At 70.2% G+C, this 16,757-nt stretch carries 16 protein-coding genes; 4 read left to right on the top strand and 12 right to left on the bottom strand.

Annotation, left to right across the window (positions count from 1 at the left end; all coding sequences use genetic code 11):
- Positions 1 to 13 precede the first annotated feature (13 nt).
- Genes ugpA through VGD93_RS00770 form a run of 4 tightly spaced genes read left to right on the top strand, consistent with a single transcriptional unit; the run spans position 14 to position 3,465 of the window.
- Positions 14 to 898 (top strand): sn-glycerol-3-phosphate ABC transporter permease UgpA, encoded by an 885-nt coding sequence (gene ugpA / locus VGD93_RS00785; RefSeq protein WP_395008218.1) that lies wholly within the window; start codon positions 14 to 16, stop codon positions 896 to 898.
- A gap of 12 nt (positions 899 to 910) precedes the next feature.
- Positions 911 to 1,759: a sn-glycerol-3-phosphate ABC transporter permease UgpE gene (ugpE, locus tag VGD93_RS00780; RefSeq protein ID WP_395008214.1), complete on the top strand. Its 849-nt coding sequence runs from the start codon at positions 911 to 913 to the stop codon at positions 1,757 to 1,759.
- Between the two features lie 4 nt (positions 1,760 to 1,763).
- Entirely contained in the window at positions 1,764 to 2,813 is a 1,050-nt protein-coding gene (gene ugpC, locus VGD93_RS00775; RefSeq protein ID WP_395008212.1) for a sn-glycerol-3-phosphate ABC transporter ATP-binding protein UgpC, read from the top strand.
- A gap of 31 nt (positions 2,814 to 2,844) precedes the next feature.
- On the top strand, positions 2,845 to 3,465 hold the full coding sequence (locus VGD93_RS00770; RefSeq protein WP_395008211.1) for a hypothetical protein: 621 nt from the start codon (positions 2,845 to 2,847) through the stop codon (positions 3,463 to 3,465).
- Positions 3,466 to 3,483: 18 nt separating this feature from the next.
- Here the strand turns inward: VGD93_RS00770 and VGD93_RS00765 are convergent, their stop codons facing one another.
- From VGD93_RS00765 to VGD93_RS00710, 12 genes are all read right to left on the bottom strand, one after another.
- On the bottom strand, positions 3,484 to 4,212 hold the full coding sequence (locus VGD93_RS00765; RefSeq protein ID WP_395008209.1) for a GntR family transcriptional regulator: 729 nt from the start codon (positions 4,210 to 4,212) through the stop codon (positions 3,484 to 3,486).
- Positions 4,193 to 5,074: an isocitrate lyase/PEP mutase family protein gene (locus VGD93_RS00760; RefSeq protein ID WP_395008207.1), complete on the bottom strand. Its 882-nt coding sequence runs from the start codon at positions 5,072 to 5,074 to the stop codon at positions 4,193 to 4,195. The genes VGD93_RS00765 and VGD93_RS00760 overlap by 20 nt, the downstream gene beginning before the upstream one ends.
- Positions 5,075 to 5,078: 4 nt before the next feature.
- The gene (locus tag VGD93_RS00755; RefSeq protein WP_395008205.1) at positions 5,079 to 6,602 is read right to left on the bottom strand and encodes an MmgE/PrpD family protein; all 1,524 of its coding nucleotides are present in this window, start codon (positions 6,600 to 6,602) and stop codon (positions 5,079 to 5,081) included.
- Between the two features lie 64 nt (positions 6,603 to 6,666).
- A complete protein-coding gene (locus tag VGD93_RS00750; protein WP_395008203.1) occupies positions 6,667 to 8,151 on the bottom strand; it encodes a tripartite tricarboxylate transporter permease in 1,485 nt (494 codons plus the stop codon).
- Between the two features lie 3 nt (positions 8,152 to 8,154).
- The gene (locus VGD93_RS00745; protein ID WP_395008201.1) at positions 8,155 to 8,691 is read right to left on the bottom strand and encodes a tripartite tricarboxylate transporter TctB family protein; all 537 of its coding nucleotides are present in this window, start codon (positions 8,689 to 8,691) and stop codon (positions 8,155 to 8,157) included.
- Positions 8,681 to 9,634 (bottom strand): tripartite tricarboxylate transporter substrate binding protein, encoded by a 954-nt coding sequence (locus tag VGD93_RS00740; RefSeq protein ID WP_395008199.1) that lies wholly within the window; start codon positions 9,632 to 9,634, stop codon positions 8,681 to 8,683. The genes VGD93_RS00745 and VGD93_RS00740 overlap by 11 nt, the downstream gene beginning before the upstream one ends.
- 224 nt (positions 9,635 to 9,858) lie before the next feature.
- Positions 9,859 to 10,713 (bottom strand): HpcH/HpaI aldolase/citrate lyase family protein, encoded by an 855-nt coding sequence (locus VGD93_RS00735; RefSeq protein ID WP_395008197.1) that lies wholly within the window; start codon positions 10,711 to 10,713, stop codon positions 9,859 to 9,861.
- Complete coding sequence (locus VGD93_RS00730; RefSeq protein WP_395008195.1) at positions 10,710 to 11,162, bottom strand: MaoC family dehydratase; 453 nt, start codon at positions 11,160 to 11,162, stop codon at positions 10,710 to 10,712. The genes VGD93_RS00735 and VGD93_RS00730 overlap by 4 nt, the downstream gene beginning before the upstream one ends.
- 3 nt (positions 11,163 to 11,165) lie before the next feature.
- Positions 11,166 to 13,031 (bottom strand): acetyl/propionyl/methylcrotonyl-CoA carboxylase subunit alpha, encoded by a 1,866-nt coding sequence (locus tag VGD93_RS00725; protein ID WP_395008193.1) that lies wholly within the window; start codon positions 13,029 to 13,031, stop codon positions 11,166 to 11,168.
- A gap of 10 nt (positions 13,032 to 13,041) precedes the next feature.
- Positions 13,042 to 14,613 carry a carboxyl transferase domain-containing protein gene (locus VGD93_RS00720; RefSeq protein ID WP_395008216.1) on the bottom strand — a complete coding sequence of 524 codons (1,572 nt, stop codon included), beginning with the start codon at positions 14,611 to 14,613 and terminating at the stop codon, positions 13,042 to 13,044.
- A gap of 26 nt (positions 14,614 to 14,639) precedes the next feature.
- Positions 14,640 to 15,806, bottom strand: coding sequence for an acyl-CoA dehydrogenase family protein (locus VGD93_RS00715; protein WP_395008191.1), 1,167 nt, complete (start codon positions 15,804 to 15,806; stop codon positions 14,640 to 14,642).
- Positions 15,807 to 15,905: 99 nt separating this feature from the next.
- Positions 15,906 to 16,757, bottom strand: an 852-nt coding sequence (locus VGD93_RS00710; RefSeq protein ID WP_395008190.1) for a dihydrolipoamide acetyltransferase family protein, incomplete at its 5' end; no start/stop codon positions are given.

Genomic DNA, 16,757 nt, shown 5'->3' with positions numbered 1-16,757 from the left:
GCAGCGGGATTTCATGCAGACCAAGCGCACAATCTTTCCCAACAAGGTGCTGCCCTATGTGCTGCTCGCCCCGCAGCTGGCCATCACCATCGTCTTCTTCCTCTGGCCGGCGGCGCAGGCGGTCCGCTCCTCGTTCGAGCGCGAGGACCCGTTCGGGGGCCGCACCACCTTCATCTGGTTCCGCAACTATCTGCGGCTGCTCAACGACCCCGAATATCTGAACTCGCTGGGCCGCACCGCGATCTTCGCCCTCGGCGTCACCGTGCTGTCGATGACGGTGTCGCTGCTGCTGGCGGCCGCCGTCAACCGGCTGCTGCGCTCGGGCAAGCTCTACACCACGCTGCTGGTATGGCCCTACGCCGTGGCCCCGGTGGTCGCCGGCATTTTGTGGTGGTTCATGTTCAACCCCACCATCGGCATCGTGCCCTACCTGCTCGACATGGCCGGCGTGCGCTGGAACCACCGCATCAACGGCAATGACGCCATGCTGCTGGTCATCCTCGCCGCCGCGTGGAAGCAGATCTCCTACAATTTCCTGTTCTTCGTCGCCGGCATGCAGTCGGTGCCGCGCTCGCTGATCGAGGCCGCCGCCATCGACGGCGCTGGGCCGTTCAAGCGCTTCTGGACCATCGTCTTCCCGCTGATCTCGCCGACGACGTTCTTCCTCATGATCATCAACATGAACTACGCCATGTTCGACACCTTCGGCATCATCGACGGCACCACCCAGGGCGGCCCCGCCGGGGCCACCAACATCCTGGTGTACAAGGTCTATGCCGACGGCTTCCTCGGCCTCAACATCGGCTCGTCCTCGGCGCAGTCGGTGGTGCTGATGCTGATCGTCATCGCCCTCACCGCCATCCAGTTCCGCTGGGTCGAGCGGCGCGTGCAGTACTAGGAACGGCCGACCATGGTGGAACACCGCCCCCTGCTCAACATCCTCACCCACCTGGTGCTGATCCTCGGGGTCGCTACCGTGGTGTTTCCGGTCTATCTCGCCTTCGTCGCCTCGACCCACGGCTACAGCGATTTCCTCAGCGGCCTCGCGCCGCTGCTGCCGGGTCCGCGGCTGATCGAGAACTACACCCAGATGTGGACGACGGGCCTGTCCACCGCCGGGGCGCCGCCGGTGTGGCTGATGCTCACCAACTCGCTGATCATGTCGCTCACCATCGCCATCGGCAAGATCGCGATCTCGATCCTCTCGGCCTACGCCATCGTCTACTTCAAGTTCCCGTTCCGGCTGCTTGCCTTCTGGATGATCTTCATCACCCTGATGCTGCCGGTAGAGGTCAGGATCATGCCGACCTTCAAGGTGGTGGCCGATCTCGGCCTGCTCAACACCTATGCCGGCCTGACCGTGCCGCTCATCGCCTCGGCCACCGCCACCTTCCTGTTCCGCCAGTTCTTCCTCACCATCCCGGACGAACTGATGGAGGCGGCGCGCGTCGACGGCGCCGGCCCGATGAAATTCTTCCGCGACATCCTGCTGCCCTTGAGCCGCACCAATATCGCGGCGCTGTTCGTCATCCTCTTCATCTATGGCTGGGTGCAGTATCTGTGGCCGCTGCTGGTCACCACCGAGAGCCGCTACTACACGCTCGTCATGGGCATCAAGCGGCTGGCGGCCGTCGCCGACAGCGACCCTTACTGGAACCTGGTGATGGCGGCGGTGATGCTGGCCATGCTGCCGCCGGTCCTGGTCATCATCCTCATGCAGCGCCTGTTCATCAAGGGCCTGGTCGAAACGGAGAAATAGAACAATGGCGACGATCGACCTCGTCGGGGTGCGCAAGACCTACGCCGGCAACGTCGAGGCGGTGCGCGGCATCGACCTCGCCGTGGGCGACGGCGAACTGGTGGTGCTGGTCGGCCCCTCGGGTTGCGGAAAATCGACGCTGCTGCGCATGGTCGCCGGGCTGGAGACCATCACCGCCGGCACCGTCTCGATCGACGGCAAGGTCGTCAACAAGCTCGAACCGGCCGAGCGCGACATCGCCATGGTCTTCCAGAACTACGCGCTCTACCCGCATATGAGCGTGCGCCAGAACCTTGAATACGGGCTCAAGAACCGCGGCACGCCGCGCCCGGTGATCGACGAGCGCGTCGCCGAAGCGGCCCGCATCCTCGAGATTGCCCCCTTCCTCGACCGCAAGCCGCGCCAGCTCTCGGGCGGGCAGCGCCAGCGCGTCGCCATGGGGCGCGCCATCGTGCGCCAGCCCAAGGCCTTCCTGTTCGACGAGCCCCTCTCCAATCTCGACGCCAAGCTCCGGGGCCAGATGCGGGTTGAGATACGGCGCCTGCAGCGCACGCTCGGGACCACCAGCCTCTACGTCACCCACGACCAGCTCGAGGCGATGACGCTGGCCGACCGGCTGGTGGTGATGAATGCCGGCCGCATCGAGCAGGCCGGCCGCCCGACCGAACTCTACGCCACCCCCGCCTCGCTGTTCGTCGCCGGCTTCATCGGCTCGCCGCCGATGAACTTCTTCGACATGGCCTACCTGCGCGAGAAGGCCGGCGGCTCCATCCCGGCGCTGCCGGAGGGCACCGACGTCGTCGGCGTCCGCCCCGACAGCATCGGCATCGACGCCACGAGCGAACCCGCGATTCCGCTCGCCGCCGTGGTCGAACTCATCGAGCCGGTGGGCGGGGAGAGCCATTTGCACCTGCGGCTCGACGGCTCGGACCAGTTGATCACCATCGAGGTGACGGGCCGGCCCGACCTCGCCGACGGCGCCATGGTCACCGCGCAGCTGAGCGCAGCGGCGCTGCATCCGTTCAACCGCGCCAGCGGCCGGCGCACCGGCTGAACACGCGCGCCCGCGACCGAAGGAACGGCCGATGCCGCTACAGAACCGCGTCACCCCCTTCGGCGACATCGTCGCCATCCCCGAGCGTGGCCTGTTCACCGGCAATCGTGGCATCATCCACGACCCGACGACAAAGACGCTGCTGCGCCGGCGCTGGGCCAGCAAAGCGTGGATCGTGTGCAGCTGCTCCTACAAGGGGCGTTGGCGCCCGGTGATGGGCCGGCGCAACTGGACCGAGTTGTTCTTCCTCGACGAGGCGACGGCGCTCGCCGCCGGGCACCGGCCGTGCTTTGCCTGCCGGCGCGCCGCGGCGCTGGCTTTCCGGGCCGCGTGGGCGGCAGGGAACGGTACCGTTCCCCTCCCGGTCAAGGAACTGGACGCGGTGCTGCATGGCGAGCGCCTCGCGGGCAGACGCAAGCGCCTGCACAAGCTGGCCGGCGCGTGGCGGACGCTGCCCGAGGGCACCATGCTCGCCGTCGGCGCGCGCCCGTACCTGGTCGCGCCGGGGGGCCGGCTGCTGTCGTGGACGCCGGCCGGCTACGTCGCCGGCGATGTCCCCGCGGCCTTCGACGGCGTGCTGACGCCGCCCTCGACCCTCGCCGCGCTTCGGGCGGGCTATCGTCCGGTGCTGCACGTGAGCGCGACAAGCTAGGGTCGATGCATCCGGCTCCTACGCCGACCCGTTTGCCGCCGCCCGGGCGGCAATGCCCGCTTCCAGCCCCTTGCGGGCCGAGGCGATGTGCCGGCGCATCAAATATTCGGCCAGTTCCGCATCGTGGTCGGCCACCGCCTCGGCAATGCGCTCGTGCTCGGCGAGCGCCTTCAGCGCCCGGCCCGGCACGATCCGGTGCTGCATGCGGTAGAGACGGAACAGCGTGTAGTATTCGTTACACAACAGGTCGAAGAGCTGGGCGCTGTGCGCCAGCCGGGCGACGAAGAAGTGGAAATCGGCGTTGGCGGTGTCCTGCCAGTAGAGCATGGCGTCGGGCTGTTCGAGCGCCCTGCGGTGCGTCGCCAGCATGGCCCTGAGGGTGGCCGCGTCCGCCGGCGTGCAGTGGCGCGCCGCTTCGCGCGCCGCGAGGCCTTCGAGCACCTCGCGGATCTTGAACAGTTCGACCGCCGTTTCCGGCGAGGGGATGACGACGCGCACGCCCTGGCGCGGCGAGCGCTGCACCAGCCGGCGCTCTTCCAAGCGGCGGATGGCCTCGCGCAGCGGCCCGCGGCTGACCCCGTAGCGGGCAGCGAGGCGGGGTTCGCTGAGCTTGGTGCCCGGCCCGAACTCGCCCTTGACGATGGCTTCGCTGATCGTGCTGAACAGCGCATCGGCGAGCGGCAGCGCCTCCTCGGGCGCTGCCGGCCGCGTTTCGGCTGGAGCGGGCTTAGCCGGCGTCGTCGGCATAGCGCTTCTCCAGCGCGTCGTAGAGCGGCTTGTTGACCAGCCGCTGGCGCTCGCTGAAGCTCGCGACCGGCCCCGACTCGTCGACGCTGCCGGTCTGCTTGAGCTGGCCGAGAGCCGCCTGCATGCCGTAGACGGCGCCCTGCAGGGCGACGTTGGCGTAGAGCACGAGGCTGAAGCCCATGCTGTCGAGGGCAGCGAAATCGAGGATCGGGGTGCGGCCGCCGACCACGAGGTTGATGAGCTGCGGCGTGCCCTGGAGTCGGACCGGGATGCCGCGGATCTCCTCGAGGCTTTCGGGGGCCTCGACGAAGGTGATGTCGGCGCCGTCCTCGATGAAGGCCGCGGCCCGCTCCAGCGCCGCCTCGTAGCCGAGCGTGGCGCGCGCGTCGGTGCGCGCCAGGATCAGGAGGTTGGGGTCCTGGCGGGCGTCGACGGCGGCGCGGATGCGGCTGCGGGCCTCGCCGAGCGCCACCACGTCCTTGCCCGAGAAATGGCCGCAGCGCTTGGGGCTCACCTGGTCCTCGAGCTGGATGGCGCTGGCCCCCGCCCGCTCCAGCGTGCGCACCGCGTGGCGGACGTTGAGGGCGTTGCCGAAGCCGGTATCGGCATCGACGATGATGGGCAGGTCTACCGCGTCGCGCAGCGTCGCCGTGTGCTGGGCGATTTCGGCGAGGCCGACAAAGCCGAGGTCGGGCATGCCCAGATAGGTGTTGGTGAGGCCGGCGCCGGTGAGGTAGACGGCCTCGAAGCCCATGTCCTCGATGACGCGCGCGGTGAGCGCGTTGGGCGCGCCCGGCAGCAGCAGGGCGCCGCCCTTCTCGAGCCGGGCGCGGAAGGCCTTGTTGATGTCCTGGCTGAGCATGCGCCTACTCCAGCCCGCGGTCGAAGATGCCCTCGCCGGTCGGCGCCGAGGGCACGACGTCGCCGGCGCCGAGGGCCGGCAGCAGGCGGTCGAGTTCGCCTGCCCGCAGCGTCGGGACGGCGAGCGCCGCGGCACAGAACGCCTCGCGTTCGGCGTCGGCGAGCAGCTCACGGGTGAGCGTCGCGAACTTGCCGACATAATCGGGCCAGCGCCACGGCCGCGCGCCGTTGGGATGGGCGTCGGCCACGGCGCGCTCGCCGGTGACGACGGTGCCGTCATCGAGGGTGACGACCAGCCTTCCGCCGAAGGCGCGCTTGCCCGGATCGGGCTCATGGTAGCGCTGCGTCCACTCCGGGGTCTCGACGGTGCGGATCTTGTGCCACAGCGCCACGGTCGACGGGCGGTGGGCGCGGGCACTGGTGTAGCTGTCGACGTGGTGCCACGTGCGATCCTCGAGCGCCACCGCGAGGATGTACATGATCGAGTGGTCGAGGGTCTCGCGGGTGGCGCCGGGGTCGAGCTTCTGCGGATCGTTGGCGCCGGTGCCGATGACGTAGTGGGTGTGGTGGCTGGTCTCGAGCAGGATGTCCTTGACGCGACCGAGGTCGCCGATCTTCGGCGCGAGGTCGATGGCGAGGTCGATCAGCGCCTGCGCCTGGTATTCGGCCGAATGCGCCTTGGTATAGGTCTCCATGATGGCGCGCGGGCTGTCGCCGTCGGCCGGCAGCCACACGTCGTATTCGTCCTTGGGTCCGCCCAGCATCCAGGCGATCACCGAATCCTCGCCCTCGTAGATCGGCGACGGCGAGGCCTCCCCGCGCATGGCGCGGTCGACGGCTTCGATGGCGAGCTTGCCCGAATGGCCCGGCACGTACGCCTTCCACGAACTGATCTCGCCCTTGCGCGACTGCCGCGTGGAGAAGGCGAGGTGGACCGTCTGGTTGATGGCCTGGAAGATGACCTCGACCGGCAGGCCGAGCATGGCGCCGATGCCGGCGGTGGTGCCGGGCGCCAGGTGGGCGATGTGGTCCTTCTTGTACTTGTGCAGCGAGATGGCCTTGACCAGCGCCACGTGCACCTCGTAGGCGACCGCGATGCCGCGGACGAGCGCCGCCCCGTCGAGCCCCAGCTGCTGGGCCACGGCGACGAGCGGGGAGATGGCGTCGCCCGGATGGGCGTAGTCGGCGGCAAGGAAGGTATCGTGGAAATCGAGCTCGCGCACCGCCGTGGCGTTGGCCCAGGCCGCCCATTCGGCATCGACCCTGGTCGCCGGCCCGAGCCCGTAGAGGCTGGCGCCGCCCTTGCGCGGATGCGCCAGCGCCATGGCGCGGGCGGCCGCCACCGGCTTGCGGTTGATGGCAGCGAGCGCGACCGCGGCGTTGTCGACGATGCGGCAGGCGATCATCTCGGCGACATCGGGCTCCACCGGCCCGGCCTTGGCGGCGAAGCGCGCGATGGCCCAGGCCAGCTGTTGCTCGCGCGGCAGGTTGGCGGCCGACGGGTGAACCTTGACGTGATGCTTGATCATCTGAAGCGAAGTCTTCCTGACTGGTACCGGGTAATGGGGGCCGTCCCCGCGGGAACGGCCCGGTTCATGCGTTTGCCCTGAGGCGTCTCAGCAGCGGCGGCAGCGCCAAGAACAGCACCGCCAGCACCATCAGCGTGGCCGACACCGGGGTCGACACCAGCACGATGGGGTTGCCCTGCCCGGCGGCGAGCGCCGTGCGCAGGTAGTTCTCGGCCATGGGGCCGAGGATGAGGCCGATGAGCACCGGCGCGATGGGGAAATCGTAAACCCGCATGACGTAGCCCATGAGCCCGACCACGGCCATGATCAGCAAATCCATCCACGAGCGGGCGACGCCCCAGATGCCGATCATGGCGAACACCAGGATGCCGGCATAGAGCTGCGGACGCGGGATCAGCAGCAGCCTGACCCACAGCCCGACCAGCGGCAGGTTGAGCACCAGCAGCATGAGGTTGCCGACATAGAGCGAGGCGATCAGCCCCCACACCAGCTGCGGGTTGGAGGTGAACAGGAACGGCCCCGGCTGCAGCCCGTAGTTCTGGAAGGCAGCGAGCAGCACGGCAGCGGTCGCCGAGGTCGGCAGCCCCAGCGTCAGCAGCGGCACCAGCACGCCGGCCGCCGAGGCGTTGTTGGCTGCCTCCGGTCCGGCCACGCCCTCGATGGCGCCCTTGCCGAACTCGTCGTGCCGGGCGAGCTTCTTTTCCAGCGTGTAGCTGAGCATGGTGGGAATTTCGGAGCCGCCGCCGGGGAGCGCGCCCATCGGGAAGCCGATGGCGGTACCGCGCAGCCACGGCTTCCACGAGCGCGCGAAATCCTCCCGCGTCATCCAGGCAAGCCCCTTGGTCGGGGTGATCTTGGCGGGGAGCTTGCGGTAGCGGCTGGCCACGTACAGCATCTCGCCGACCGCGAACAGCGACACCAGCACCACGGTGAGCTCGATGCCCTTGAGCAGCTGCATCATGCCGAAGGTCAGGCGGGGCTGGCCGGCCATGGTGTCGATGCCGACGACCCCGAGCGCCAGCCCGATGAACAGCGCGATGAAGCCGCGCACGCGCGAAGTGCCCATGACCACCGCTACCGAGGTGAAGGCGAGCACGGTGAGCGCGAAGTAATCGGCGGGCTTGAAGTAGAAGGCGAGCTCGGCGATGGCCGGGGCCGCGAAGGTCAAGAGCAGCGTGGCGATGGTGCCGGCGACGAAGGAGCCGATGGCGGCGGTCGCCAGCGCCGCGGCGCCGCGCCCGGCGCGCGCCATGCGGTTGCCCTCGAGCGCCGTCATCATGGAGCCGGCTTCGCCCGGCGTGTTGAGCAGGATCGAGGTGGTCGAGCCGCCATACATGGCGCCGTAGAGCACGCCGGCGAACATGATGAAGGCCGAGGTCGGGGCGAGCGCGATGGTCACCGGCAGCAGCAGCGCGATGGTCAGGGCTGGCCCGATACCGGGCAGGATGCCGATGACGGTGCCGAGCACGGAGCCGATCAGGGCCCACATCAGGTTGTGCGGCTGCAGGGCGACGGCGAAACCGTCGATCAGGAAGGCAAATGTTTCCATCGCTTACACACCCAGCGGCGGGAAGAACCGCCCGAGCTGCAGGCCGAGCTGGGTGAACAGCACCCAGGCGAGGCTGCCCAGCACGGCGCCGATGGCGATGTCCATGAGCAGGTGCCTGGAGCCGAAGGCGCGGCACACCAGCGCGAAGGCGACAGTGGCGGTGAACGGCATGCCGAGCGGCGGCATGATCACGACCGGCAGGAAGACGGCGACGAGGGCGGTGATGAAGGCCCGCTTATCCATCGGCGAATTGGCGGCCGCGTCCTCGGCATCCTGCGGCTCGAAGCGCTCGCCGCGCCAGATCTGCAGCACGAGGATGCCGCCAAGCAGGACCAGGCCCGCCCCGGTGATGGTGACGAACAGCCCCGGCCCGACCGCGGCGTAGCGCGCCCCCTGCGGCAGGCTGGAGGCGCCGTAGAGCCAGATGGCGCCCATGGCCATGACCAGCAGGCCGATCCAGAACGGCCGCGGGGCTTGGTGGGAAGCGGCCTCGCGGCCGCCCCCCTGCTCCGAAAGGTCTGGCGTCCCGTTATTGGACAAGGCCCGCGTCCCGCAGGATCTGGCCCTGGCGCTCGGTCTCGGCGGCGATGAACTTGCCGAACTCCTCGCCGGCGAGGAAGTAGTCGTCCCAGCCCTGCGTCTCCAGCACCTTCTTCCAGGCATCCGACTTGCTCAGCTGCGTGAAGCGGTCGATCCACAGCTGGTAGTTGTCGTCCGGGGCCCCCGGGGCGGCGAGGAAGCCGCGCCAGTTGGCAAGCTCGACGTCATAGCCGGCTTCCTTGAAGGTCGGCACGTCGAGTCCGGCCCGGCGCTCAGCCGAGGTCACGCCGAGGAGCTTGATGCGGCCCTGCTCGGCGAACGGCACGAATTCGGAGGTACCGGAAATGCCGGCCACCAGCGTACCGTTGACGATGCCGGTCACCGTCTCGGCGCCCGAGGTCTGCGGGATGTAGTTGATGTCGCCGACCGGCACGCCGGCTGCCTTCGCGAACAGGGCGGTGGCGATATGGTCGACGCCGCCGGCCGAACCGCCGCCGATGGCGGTGCCACCCGGATTGGCCTTCAGCGCCTCGGCCAGGTCCTTGAGCGAGTTGATCGGGGAATCGGCGGCGACGGCCACCACGAGGTACTCGGCGGTCAGCCGGGCCAGCGGGCGGAATTCGGAGAGCTTGACCGGCGACTTGTTGAGCTCGATGGCACCGACCGTGATGGCGCCGAACACCGCCAGCGCGTCGGGCTGGCCGGTCGAGTTGCCGAGGAACTCGGCCAGCCCGATGGTGCCGCCGGCGCCGCCGGTGTTGGTGAAGTTGACGCCGCCGGTATAGATGCCGGCCTCGTTCATGGCGGCCATGGCCTGGCGCCCCGTGCCGTCCCAGCCGCCGCCGGTACCGGCCGGGATCATGACGTTGACCTGGGCCAGGACGGGCCCGGTTGCCATCGCCGCCAGCATGGCGATCGGCAGGAGTGCGGATTTCATGTTCATGTTTTGATTCCTCCTTGTGCGCGCCGGCGCGGGAGGACCGAACCGCCCTCTCCCGCCGATCAGTGCCGAATGGCGCGACGCGCCTAATGACCCAGTTGCCGGCATGACGGATGCTTCTGTCGACAGAACTGGCACAGCGCAGCGGAGCAAATCTCCGGTTTCTTGTCAATGCGGCGCGACGGACAAAACTTCTGTCGACAACTTTTGCCGAAGCAAGATCAGCGCTATTCCCCGGCGTCCTCGCCCGCCTGGCTGAGGAGGCGGCGCGCGTGCAGCAGATGCGGGCGGTCGAGCATGCGGCCGGCGAACCGCACCGCCCCCCGCCCGGGGGCGGCGGCGAAGGCCTCGACCACGGCCCGGGCCTGCGCGACTTCCGCGGCATCGGGGGTGAAGCCGGCATTGATCGGCCCGACCTGGCGCGGGTGGATGGCCAGCATGCCGCCGAAGCCGTCGCGGCGGGCATTGCCGACATAACGCGCCAGCCCGTCGAGATCGTCGAGGCCGGGAAACACCGTTTCGATCGCCGCCACCCCGGCGGCGTGGGCGGCGAACAGGGCAAGCGCGCGCACCAGCTCGAACGGCGGCGTATAGCTGCCGTCGGGATGCCGCGCCGTGCGCGCGCCGATGGCCGCTGGCAGGTCCTCGGCGCCCCAGGTCAGGCCGAGCAGCCGGTCGGCCACCTCGCCATAGCTGCCGAGCTGGAAGAGCGCGGCCGCCGTCTCGGTGGCGATGGGCAGGATGCGGGCCGGGCCGAGAGTCGCGCCGTGGCGGGCGAACAGGGTGGTGATCGCGCTGGCGCCGGCCGCTTTGGGCAGCACCACGCCCGCCGGGGGCGTCGCCGCCAGCGCCGCGACGTCGAGCGCCAGCAAGGGGCTGTCGAGCGGGTTGACGCGGACGAGGCACGGCGCGGGGGGACGCGCGGCGAGGAAGGCCGCGACATTGGCGCGGGCGCCCGGCTTGCGCTCCTCCGCCACCGCATCCTCGAGATCGAGGATGAGCGCATCGGCGCCGCTCGCCACCGCCTTGTCGAAGCGCTCGGGGCGATCGCCCGGCACGAACAGCAGCGAGCGCAGCCTCATGCCGGCGCCTTCCGGACGAGCGTCGTGCGCAGGCACGAGCAAACGACGACGCCGGACTGGTTGGTCAGCCGGTGGGCGAAGGTGACGATGCCGGCTTCGGGCCGCGAGCGGCTCTCGCGCAGCGCCGTCACCTCGCTCCGGCACGCCAGCGTGTCGCCGATGAACACCGGCGCGGGCATCACCACCTTGTCGTAGCCCAGGTTGGCGACCAGCGTCCCCAGCGTGGTGTCGCCGACGCTCAGCCCCACCATCAGCGCGAAGGTGAAGGTGCCGTTGACGAGGATGCGGCCGAACTCGCTGGCCCGCGCCGCCTCGGCGTCGAGATGCAGCGGCTGGCTGTTGTGCGTCATCGTCGTGAACAGCAGATTGTCCGTCTCGGTGACGGTGCGGCGCAGGGCGTGCTCGATGACGTCGCCGACCCACCATTGCTCGTAGTACCGGCCCGCCATCCCTCATCCCTCCTCGCCGTCGAGACGCACCAGCAGCGCCCCTTCCTCGACCTGGTCGGCCACCGCCGCGCCGACTTCGGCGACGGTGCCGGCGAACGGCGCGGTGAGCGCCAGTTCCATCTTCATGGCCTCGACCACCGCCACGACCTGCCCGGCGGCGACCCTGTCTCCCGGCGCAACCGGCACGGCGATGATGCGGCCGGACATGGGCGACCGCAACAGGCCGTCGCGGCTGTCGGCGGCGGGCGCCGCATCGGTGCGCGCCAGCCGCAGCACGTATGGTTCGCCGCCGTCGTGGATCGTGTGGGCCGCCTCCGGCCGGTTCGTTCCGGCGATGCCGCCGATGTCCACGGCGTGGCGCCGCCCATATTGGTCGACCAGCGTCGCGCGGCACTCCGGCGGGGCGTTGAGCCGGAACCCCGAACGGCTGCTCCATGGCGTGGCGCCGGCGACGTCCAGCAATTGGGTGGCGGCAGCGCGCAGCGCCTCGGGGCCGGGCGGAGGCGGGGTGGCGAGGCTCTCGGCATGGCGCGCGATCAGCCCGGTATCGAGCCGGGCGGCGGCAAAGTCGGCATCGCCGAGCAGGCGATGGAGGAAACCGGCATTGGTCACCAGCGGGCCGGTGACGCCATCGGCCAGCGCCGTACGTAGCGCGGCGATCGCCTCGGCGCGCGTCGGCCAGTGCGCGATGAGCTTGGCCAGTAGCGGGTCGTACCAGGCGCCGACGCTGTCGCCGGCGGCGACGCCGGCGTCGACGCGCACCCCGCCCCCGGAGACGGCGAAGCGCTCGATGCGGCCGACCGAGGGCAGGAAGCCGCGGGCCGGATCCTCGGCATAGAGCCGCGCCTCCATGGCCCAGCCGTCGATGCCGAGTTCCTCCTGCCGCCGCGGCAACGGCTCGCCGGCGGCGACACGCAACTGCCACTCGACGAGGTCCACCCCGGTAATGGCCTCGGTCACCGGGTGCTCGACCTGCAGCCGGGTGTTCATCTCGAGGAACCAGATGCGGTCGGCACGCAGGCCCTCGCCGGCGTCGGCGATGAACTCGACGGTGCCGGCGCCGACATAATCCACGGCCTCTGCCGCCCGCACGGCGGCGGCGCAGATCGCCTGCCGCACCGCCGCGTCCATGCCGGGCGCGGGCGCCTCCTCGATCACCTTCTGGTGGCGGCGCTGCATGCTGCAGTCGCGCTCGAACAGGTGCACGACCCGGCCATGGGTGTCGCCGAACACCTGCACCTCGATGTGGCGCGGGTTGTCGATCCATTTCTCGATGAGCACGTCGGGATTGCCGAAGGCGGCCTGCGCCTCGCGCCGGCAGGCGGCGAGCGCTTCAGAGAAGTCCTCCTCCCGCTCGACCTTGCGCATGCCCTTGCCGCCGCCCCCGGCCACCGCCTTGATGAGGACCGAATAGCCGGTCGCCGCCGCTTCCGCAGCCAGCCGCGCCGGGCTCTGGTCGTTGCCCATGTAGCCCGGCACGGTGGCGACGCCCGCTTGCTGCATCAGGCGCTTGGCCGTGTCCTTGCTGCCCATGGCGGCGATGGCGGCGGGCGGCGGCCCGACCCAGACGAGGCCGGCATCAAGCACCGCCTGGGCGAAGCCGGCATTCTCCGAGAGGAACCCGTAGCCGGGATGGATGGCGTCGGCGCCGGCGGCGCGGGCGGCGGCGATGAGCCGGGCGCCGTCCAGGTAGCTCTCTGCCGCCGCGGCCGGGCCGATACGCACCGCCGCGTCGGCCTCGCGCGCGTGCAGCGCGCCGGCATCGGCGTCGGAATAGACGGCCACGGTGCGGATGCCGAGGCGGCGCGCCGTGCGCATGATGCGGCAGGCGATCTCGCCGCGATTGGCGATGAGCAGCGACCCGATCACCGTCGCCCCCTCACATGCGGAAAAGGCCGAAGCGGGCCTGCGCCGGGATGGGCGCGTTGAGCGTCGCGGCGAAGGCGAGGCCGAGTACGTCGCGCGTCTGCGCCGGGTCGATGACGCCGTCGTCCCACAGCCGGGCGGTGGCGTACCACGGGTTGCCCTCGGCCTCGTAGCGCGCCCGGATCGTGTCCTTGAACGCCTCGCGCTCGGCCTCGCTCCAGCGCCCGGCATCGGCGTTGACGGTGGCCAGCACGGCGGCCGCCTGCTCGCCACCCATGACCGAGATGCGGCTGTTGGGCCAGGTGAACAGGAAGCGCGGCGCGAAGGCCCGGCCGGCCATGCCGTAATTGCCGGCGCCGAAGCTGCCGCCGATGATCACCGTGATCTTGGGGACCTGTGCGGTGGCGACTGCCGTCACCAGCTTGGCGCCGTGCTTGGCGATGCCCTCCGCCTCGTAGCGCCCGCCGACCATGAAGCCGGAGATGTTCTGCAGGAACAGCAGCGGGATGCGGCGCTGGCAGGCAAGCTCGATGAAATGCGCGCCCTTGAGGGCGCTTTCCGAATAGAGCACGCCGTTATTGGCGAGGACGGCGACCGGCATGCCCCAGATATGGGCGAAGCCGCACACCAGCGTCGCCCCGTACAGCGCCTTGAACTCGTGCAGGGCGCTGTCGTCGACGATGCGGGCGATGATCTCGCGCACGTCGTAGGCGGTGCGACCGTCCTCGGGCAGGATGCCGTAGAGCTCCTGCGCGTCGTAGCGGGGCGGCCGCGGCTCGCTGAGTGCGATGTCGGGCACGCGGTCGGGCGGCAGCGTCGCGACGATGTCGCGCAACATGGTCAGGGCGTGGCTGTCGTTGTCGGCGAGATGGTCGACGACGCCGGAGCGGCGCGCATGCAGTTCGCCCCCGCCCAAGGTTTCGGAGTCGATCTCCTCGCCGGTGGCGGCTTTGACCAGCGGCGGGCCGGCAAGGAAGATGGTCCCCTGGTTGGCAACGATGACGCTCTCGTCCGACATGGCCGGGACATAGGCGCCGCCGGCGGTGCAGCTACCCATGACGCAGGCGAGCTGGGCGATGCCCTCGGCCGACATCGTCGCCTGGTTGAAGAAGATGCGGCCGAAATGCTCGCGGTCGGGAAACACCTCGGCCTGGTGCGGCAGGTTGGCGCCGCCCGAATCGACGAGGTAGATGCAGGGTAACCGGTTGGCCGCGGCGATCTCCTGTGCCCGCAAATGCTTCTTGACCGTCAGCGGATAATAGGTGCCGCCCTTCACCGTGGCGTCGTTGGCGACGATCATTACCTGCCGCCCGCTGACGCGGCCGATGCCGGCGATGAGCCCGGCCCCCGGCACCTCGTCGCCATACAGGCCGTTGGCGGCGAGCTGGGAGAGTTCGAGGAAGGGAGCGCCGGGATCGAGCAGCGCCGCGACGCGCTCCCGCGGCAGCAGCTTGCCGCGGGCGAGGTGGCGCCGGCGCGCCGCCTCGCTGCCGCCTCGTGCCGCCACCGCCACGCGGGCCGCAAGCTCGTCGCGCAGCGCCGTATGATGGGCCTGCCGGCGCCGGAAGGCCTCGTCGCCGACCACGACCGAACTGGCGATGACCGGGGCGTTCACGGCCCCGCCCCGATCAGCTCGCGGCCGATCAGCATGCGGCGGATCTCGTTGGTCCCGGCGCCGATATCGAGCAGCTTGGCATCGCGCAGGAAGCGTTCGACCGGCCAGTCCCTGGTGTAGCCCGCCCCGCCCAGGGCCTGGACCGCCTCGAGGCTGACGCGCACGGCGTTCTCGCTGGCGAGGAGAATGGCGCCGGCGGCGTCGGCGCGGGTCATGCTGCCGGCGTCGCAGGCCCGCGCCACGGCATAGACATAGGCACGGGCGGAGTTGAGGGCCACGTACATGTCGGCGACCTTGGCCTGGATCAGCTGGAACGCCCCGATCGGCCGGCCGAACTGGCGGCGCTCGCGCACATAGGGCAAGACCACGTCGAGGCAGGCCTGCATGAGGCCGAGCTGGATGCCGGCAAGCACGGTGCGCTCGTAGTCGAGGCCCGACATCAGCACCGCCGCGCCGCCGTTCTCGGCCCCCAGCACGTTTTCGGCCGGCACTTCGCAGTCGCGGAACACCAGTTCGCCCGTGGGGCTGCCGCGCATGCCCAGCTTGTCGATGTGCTGGCCAACGGAAAATCCGGGCATGTCGCTGTCGACGATGAAGGCGGTTATCCCTTTCGCGCCTTCGGGGCCGGTGCGGGCATAGACCACGAGCGTGCGCGCACAGGCGGCGTTGGTGATCCAGAACTTGGTGCCGTTGAGCACATAGTTCGCGCCGCGCCGCTCGGCCCTGAGCTGCAGGCCCATCGCGTCGGAGCCGGCCCCGGGCTCCGACATGGCGAGCGCGCCGACATGCTCGCCAGAGATGAGCCCCGGCAGGTAGCGGCGCTTCTGGGCGTCGCTGCCCCAGCGCCGGATCTGGTTGATGCACAGATTGGAGTGCGCGCCGTAGGACAGGCCCACCGACGCACTGGCCCGCGACACCTCCTCGACGGCGACGACGTGCTCGAGATAACCGAGGCCGAGGCCGCCGAACGCCTCCTCGACGGTGATGCCGTGCAGGCCCAGCGCCCCCATCTGCGGCCACAACTCGACGGGGAAGCGATCCTCGGCGTCGATCTCCCTGGCCAGCGGCGCGATGCGGTCGACGGCGAAGCGGCGCACGCTGGCGCGGAGCAGGTCGGCGGCTTCGCCCAACCCGAAATCGAAGTCGGCGGTCGGCACTGCCATGTCAGCCCTCTCCTTGATGGGCGCCCTGGCCGGCACGGCCCGATCGTGCCAGCCGCGCCCCGGTACGGCAAGCCGGTGGCGAGGAATGCAGCCGCCGGCTCACGGCGCCTCCATGAACAGCAGCGCCGGCTGCTCCAGCAGCCGCTTCAGCGCCTGAATGAAGCGCGCCGCCTCGTAGCCGTCGATGATGCGATGATCGAAGGACGAGGACAGGTTCATCATCGTCCGGATCTCGATGCGGCCGTCGACCACAACGGGACGCTGCACCAGCCGGTTGGGGCCGATGATGGCAACTTCCGGAGCGTTGATGATCGGGGTGGCGGCGATGCCGCCGAGCGGCCCGAGGCTGGTGAGGGTGATGGTGGAGCCGGTGAGGTCGGCGCGGGCCGCAGTGCCATCGCGCGCGGCGGCGGCGGCGCGCGCCACCTCGCGGGCGCAGTCCCACAGCCCGAGTGTCTCGACATGGCGCACGACCGGGACCATGAGCCCGCCGGCGGTCTGGGTGGCGATGCCGACATGCACCGAGCTGTGCACGTGCAGCACTCCCTCCTCGCCGTCGTAATGGGCGTTGATCGAGGGGAACGCCGGCCGCAGCCGCACCAGCGCGCGCATGAAGAAGGGCAGCAGCGTCAGCCTGGAGGCGCCCTGCGGGGCCTCGGCATTGAGCTGGGCGCGCAAGCTTTCGAGCGCGGTGAGGTCGCACTCCTCTATATAGGTGAAGTGCGGGATGGTGCGCACGGCATCCTGCATGCGCCCGGCGATGATGCGGCGCAGGCCGGTGATCCTGACGCTGTCGACCCCCGGGTGGGAGGCCAAGCCGGCCGACGCCGCGGCGGCCACATGGCGCTCGAGGTCCTCGGGCGTGACCACGCCGCCCGGCCCGGTACCGGCGATTTTCTGCAGCGCGATGCCGAGTTCGGCCGCGCGCCGGCGGGTGGCCGGCGCCGCCAG

Source organism: Devosia sp., from assembly GCF_036406155.1.
Lineage (GTDB): Bacteria > Pseudomonadota > Alphaproteobacteria > Rhizobiales > Devosiaceae > Devosia_A.
The sequence above is the reverse complement of the archived record's forward strand: the minus strand, read 5'-3'. Positions and strand labels throughout refer to the sequence as shown.

Bases quoted from the DNA above. Each gene is read 5' to 3' on its own strand.
- VGD93_RS00755 (WP_395008205.1), bottom strand. From the start codon at position 6,602: ATGATCAAGCATCACGTCAAGGTTCACCCGTCGGCCGCCAACCTGCCG.
- VGD93_RS00760 (WP_395008207.1), bottom strand. From the start codon at position 5,074: ATGCTCAGCCAGGACATCAACAAGGCCTTCCGCGCCCGGCTCGAGAAG.
- ugpE (WP_395008214.1), top strand. From the start codon at position 911: ATGGTGGAACACCGCCCCCTGCTCAACATCCTCACCCACCTGGTGCTG.
- ugpC (WP_395008212.1), top strand. From the start codon at position 1,764: ATGGCGACGATCGACCTCGTCGGGGTGCGCAAGACCTACGCCGGCAAC.
- VGD93_RS00735 (WP_395008197.1), bottom strand. From the start codon at position 10,713: ATGAGGCTGCGCTCGCTGCTGTTCGTGCCGGGCGATCGCCCCGAGCGC.
- VGD93_RS00770 (WP_395008211.1), top strand. From the start codon at position 2,845: ATGCCGCTACAGAACCGCGTCACCCCCTTCGGCGACATCGTCGCCATC.
- VGD93_RS00715 (WP_395008191.1), bottom strand. From the start codon at position 15,806: ATGGCAGTGCCGACCGCCGACTTCGATTTCGGGTTGGGCGAAGCCGCC.
- ugpA (WP_395008218.1), top strand. From the start codon at position 14: ATGCAGACCAAGCGCACAATCTTTCCCAACAAGGTGCTGCCCTATGTG.
- VGD93_RS00740 (WP_395008199.1), bottom strand. From the start codon at position 9,634: ATGAACATGAAATCCGCACTCCTGCCGATCGCCATGCTGGCGGCGATG.
- VGD93_RS00765 (WP_395008209.1), bottom strand. From the start codon at position 4,212: ATGCCGACGACGCCGGCTAAGCCCGCTCCAGCCGAAACGCGGCCGGCA.
- VGD93_RS00730 (WP_395008195.1), bottom strand. From the start codon at position 11,162: ATGGCGGGCCGGTACTACGAGCAATGGTGGGTCGGCGACGTCATCGAG.
- VGD93_RS00750 (WP_395008203.1), bottom strand. From the start codon at position 8,151: ATGGAAACATTTGCCTTCCTGATCGACGGTTTCGCCGTCGCCCTGCAG.